This window comes from Kitasatospora sp. NPDC059817 (assembly GCF_042731835.1).
Classification (GTDB): Bacteria; Actinomycetota; Actinomycetes; order Streptomycetales; family Streptomycetaceae; genus Kitasatospora.
In genome coordinates this window covers 1-3481 of sequence record NZ_JBHWIR010000359.1, presented here as the reverse complement: position 1 = coordinate 3481, position 3481 = coordinate 1, and the positions used below count along the sequence as shown (strand labels likewise).

Genomic DNA, 3481 nt, shown 5'->3' with positions numbered 1-3481 from the left:
CGGGGCAGGGCGATGGCAAGCGGGAAGCTCTGGGGCTATGTCGCATCGGGGGCCAGGGCGCTCGGCGCCCTCGGCGGGCCGGGTGGCCCCGGCCGTACGGGAGGGCCCGGCGGCGCGGTGGCGGGCGAGGAGGCCGGACCGTTCAGACCGGGCGAGATGGCCGGGCCCCGGGCGCTGTCCCGGCCGGAACTTGAGCGCGTCGAGTGGACCGACCGGCAGGCCGGCTGCGAGCCGCAGGCGCGGCACGTCCAGGTGACCGAAGTGGTCCGCAGGGTGGTGCGCGGCGGCGGCCGGGCGGCGGCGGTGACGGCCCGGCTGGCGCCGGGGCTGCCGGTGGTGGCCGGGGACGCCCGGCGGCTGGAGGCCGCGCTCGCCGGCCTGGTCGACCACGCGATCCGGCGCAACCCGCCCGGCGGGCGGGTGCTGGTCCGCGCCGAGGTGGCGGGCGGGCCGGGCCCGGCCGCGACGGCCCTTCGGGCGGCCGGGTTGAGCGGGGCGGCGCGACCGCGCGGGCGGGTGGAGATCCGGGTGGCCGACCGGGGGTCGTCCGAGCTGCCCGGGGCGCGGGAGTGGCTGCTCGCGGGCGCCCGCGCCGACGGGCCGGTCGGGCCCGCCGTGCACAGCCTGGTGCTGGCGGCGGGCGGGCGACTGGCGGTGGAGGCCACACCGGGCGGCGGATTGACGGTGGTGCTGCTGCTGGTGGTCGCGCACGACTGACGGACGGCCGGCGGGCAGCTCTTCGGGGCTCCATCCTTCACCGCAAAGACTTCTTCGCAAAAAACCCTTTGCAAAGATGTCTTTGCGGTTCTACGCTCCTGCCATGACCGATGAACGCGGCTGGATGCACAGCGATGACCCGCACATCGTCCTCACGGCCAAGGGCATGCGGGCGATGGCCCACCCCGTGCGCATGCAGCTGGTCGGGCTGCTGCGCAAGCACGGTCCCTCCACGGCGACCAGGCTCGCCGAGCAGCTGGGGCTCAACTCCGGGGCGACCAGCTACCACCTCCGCCAGCTCGCCGCCGCGGGCTTCGTCGAGGAGGATCCCGAGCGCGGAAACGCCCGGGAGCGGTGGTGGCGTTCGGCCCACAAGTTCACCGTCTGGACGAGTGACGACATGGCCGACGAGGAGCTCGACACGGCCGTCGGCTTCCTGCGGTCCGTCCTCACCGCCCACGCCCTGGCGGCACAGCGGTCGGTCGACGCCTTCGAGACGATGCCGCGGGAGTGGCGCAAGGCGGTCGGCCTCAGCGACGTGCTGTTGCAGCTCACCCCCGAGGAGGCCGGGCAACTGGCCGCTGATCTGTCCGCGGTGGTGCGGCGTTACCGCGCGCTGGATACGGAGGGGCCGGCCCCGGAGGGCACCGAGCGGGTCGCCGTGGTCGTCCACGTGCTGCCCGACGCGAGCGTCGGCACCGGCGCTGGTACCGATGCCGACACCGATACCGACAGCGATGCCAGCACCGACACCGACACCGGTGAGGCGGGGTCCCGATGACCACCGTCGTCGACGCGCCCGCGCGCAGCCTCCGGCCGCTGGTCGGGGTGCTCTCCGCCATGGCCGTCTCCATCACCGGGACGCGTGTCTCGGCCATCGCCCTGCCCTGGTTCGTCCTGGCCACCACCGGCAGCGCCACCATGACGGGCCTGGTCGCCTTCGCCGAGATGGCGCCGTACGTGCTGGTCAAGGCGCTGACCGGGCCGCTGGTCGATCGGCTCGGGCCGCGGGTGGTGTCCTGGACGACGGACTTGGTGAGCGCCGTCGCGGCCGGGCTGGTCCCGTTGCTGCACGCCCTGGGGCTGCTGCCGTTCGGGGTGCTGCTGGCGATGGTCGCGGTGATCGGGGCGATGCGCGGCCCGGGGGATCTGGCCAAGTCGGTCATGGTCCCGGAGGCCGCCGACCGCGCCCGGGTGCCGATGGAGCGCGCCACCGGTCTCTCCGGCGTCACCGAACGGCTGGCTTCCACGGTCGGCCCGGCGGTCGGTGGTGGGCTGGTCGCGCTGATGGGTCCGCTGGCCGGGCTGGCGCTCAACGCCGCCACCTTCGCCCTGGGGTCCCTCGTCATCGCCTTCGCCCTGCCGCGCGGGATGGGGCGCGCGGCGGCCCCGGCACCCGCTGCCGCGCAGGCCGCAGAGGCCGAGGCCGGGATCGGGACCGGAGCCGGGGCCGGAACTGGCGCCGGAGCCGGAACCGGGGCCGAACCGGCGGGTTACTGGCGGATGTTCCGCGAGGGCTTCACCTTCCTGCGCTCCGATCCGCTGCTGCTCACCGTGACGGTGCTGGTCGGCATCACCAACCTGCTCGACGCCGGGTTCATCACGGTCCTCCTCCCGGTCTGGGCGCGGGAGTCGGGGAACGGCCCGGCCGCCATCGGCCTGACCGGCACCGCCGGCGGGATCACGGCGGTCGTCGGCAGTCTGATCGCGGCGGCCGTCGCCCACCGGCTGCCCCGCCGGACGGTGTTCTTCGCCGGCTTCCTGCTCGTCGGGGCCCCGCGCTTCCTGGTGCTCGCGTGCGGCGCGCCGCTGTGGGTGGTGCTCACGGTCTTCGCGGTCGGCGGCTTCGGTGGCGGTTTCCTCAACCCGATCCTCGGCGCGGTGCTCTTCGAGCGGGTGCCCCGCCACCTGCTCGGCCGCGTCCACGCCCTCGGCGACTCCCTCGCCTGGGCCGGTATCCCGCTCGGCGGCCTGCTGGCCGGCGCAGCGGTCAGCCTCATCGGGCTGATACCCACCCTGGTCGCGGGCGGCGCCCTCTACTTCGCCTCCACCAACCTGGCCGGGTTGCGGCCGGAGTGGCGCGAGATGGACCGCCGGCGCGGCCGGACGGGCACCGTCGACGGGGCGAAGCCCGAGCCCGAGTCTGAGCCGGGGACAGAGCCCGAGCCCGGGACAGAGCCCGAGCCCGAGCTTGCGCCCGCGTCGATCCCGGCACGCCCGTAGGCCTGTCGTGCAGGGGCGGCGAGGCGAGCGTGCGGTCGGAACCAGCCGGTCAGAACCAGTGCAGGCAGTGCGGGGCGCGCTCGGCGCTGAAGAGGGCGTCGGCGAGGGCGGCCGCGCCCGGGCGGTGGGCCCGGATGTGCCCGGCCCGCACGAGCGTGCTCGGGGTGGTGCCGCCGAGGTAGACCGAGCCCAGGTCGCTCACGTCCAGGGACAGGTCGGGCTCCCGGTCCGTCGGGACGCACTCGGCCTTCCCGTCCCGGACGGTCAGCAGATAGCGGCCGTGCTCGCCGAGGAACGGGTCGTCGACGTCGAGGACGAGCTCGCCGTCCACGAACCAGCCGCGCGAGGTCAGCGCCCGCGGGACGTCCAGCAGCCGCACCCAGAGCCAGTCGGTGCTGCTGCTCCTCTCGCCGGCGTTGAAGTCCACAAGCTGCCAGCGCAGCGGGTGGTCGGACGGAACGTGGGGGGGGGTGGCGCTGGGGGGGGGGGGCGGGGGGCACCCCAACACGCCCGGTGGTCTCGCCCTTCGTGACCTTCTTCC

At 75.3% G+C, this 3481-nt stretch carries 2 protein-coding genes and 2 pseudogenes; 3 read left to right on the top strand and 1 reads right to left on the bottom strand.

Going from position 1 to position 3481, the window contains the following annotated elements:
- The 3 genes and pseudogenes from ACFV61_RS35160 to ACFV61_RS35150 all read left to right on the top strand — a co-directional run.
- Positions 1–717, top strand: a pseudogene (locus ACFV61_RS35160) (hypothetical protein); the annotation flags it as partial.
- Positions 718–820: 103 nt separating this feature from the next.
- Positions 821–1498, top strand: a complete 678-nt coding sequence (locus tag ACFV61_RS35155) for an ArsR/SmtB family transcription factor (protein ID WP_380496174.1) — start codon at positions 821–823, stop codon at positions 1496–1498.
- Entirely contained in the window at positions 1495–2940 is a 1446-nt protein-coding gene (locus ACFV61_RS35150) for an MFS transporter (RefSeq protein WP_380496172.1), read from the top strand. The genes ACFV61_RS35155 and ACFV61_RS35150 overlap by 4 nt, the downstream gene beginning before the upstream one ends.
- A gap of 49 nt (positions 2941–2989) precedes the next feature.
- Here ACFV61_RS35150 and ACFV61_RS35145 read toward each other — a convergent pair.
- Positions 2990–3403 (bottom strand): annotated as a pseudogene (locus ACFV61_RS35145) (sterol carrier protein domain-containing protein); the annotation flags it as partial.
- Between the last annotated feature and the right edge of the window lie 78 nt (positions 3404–3481).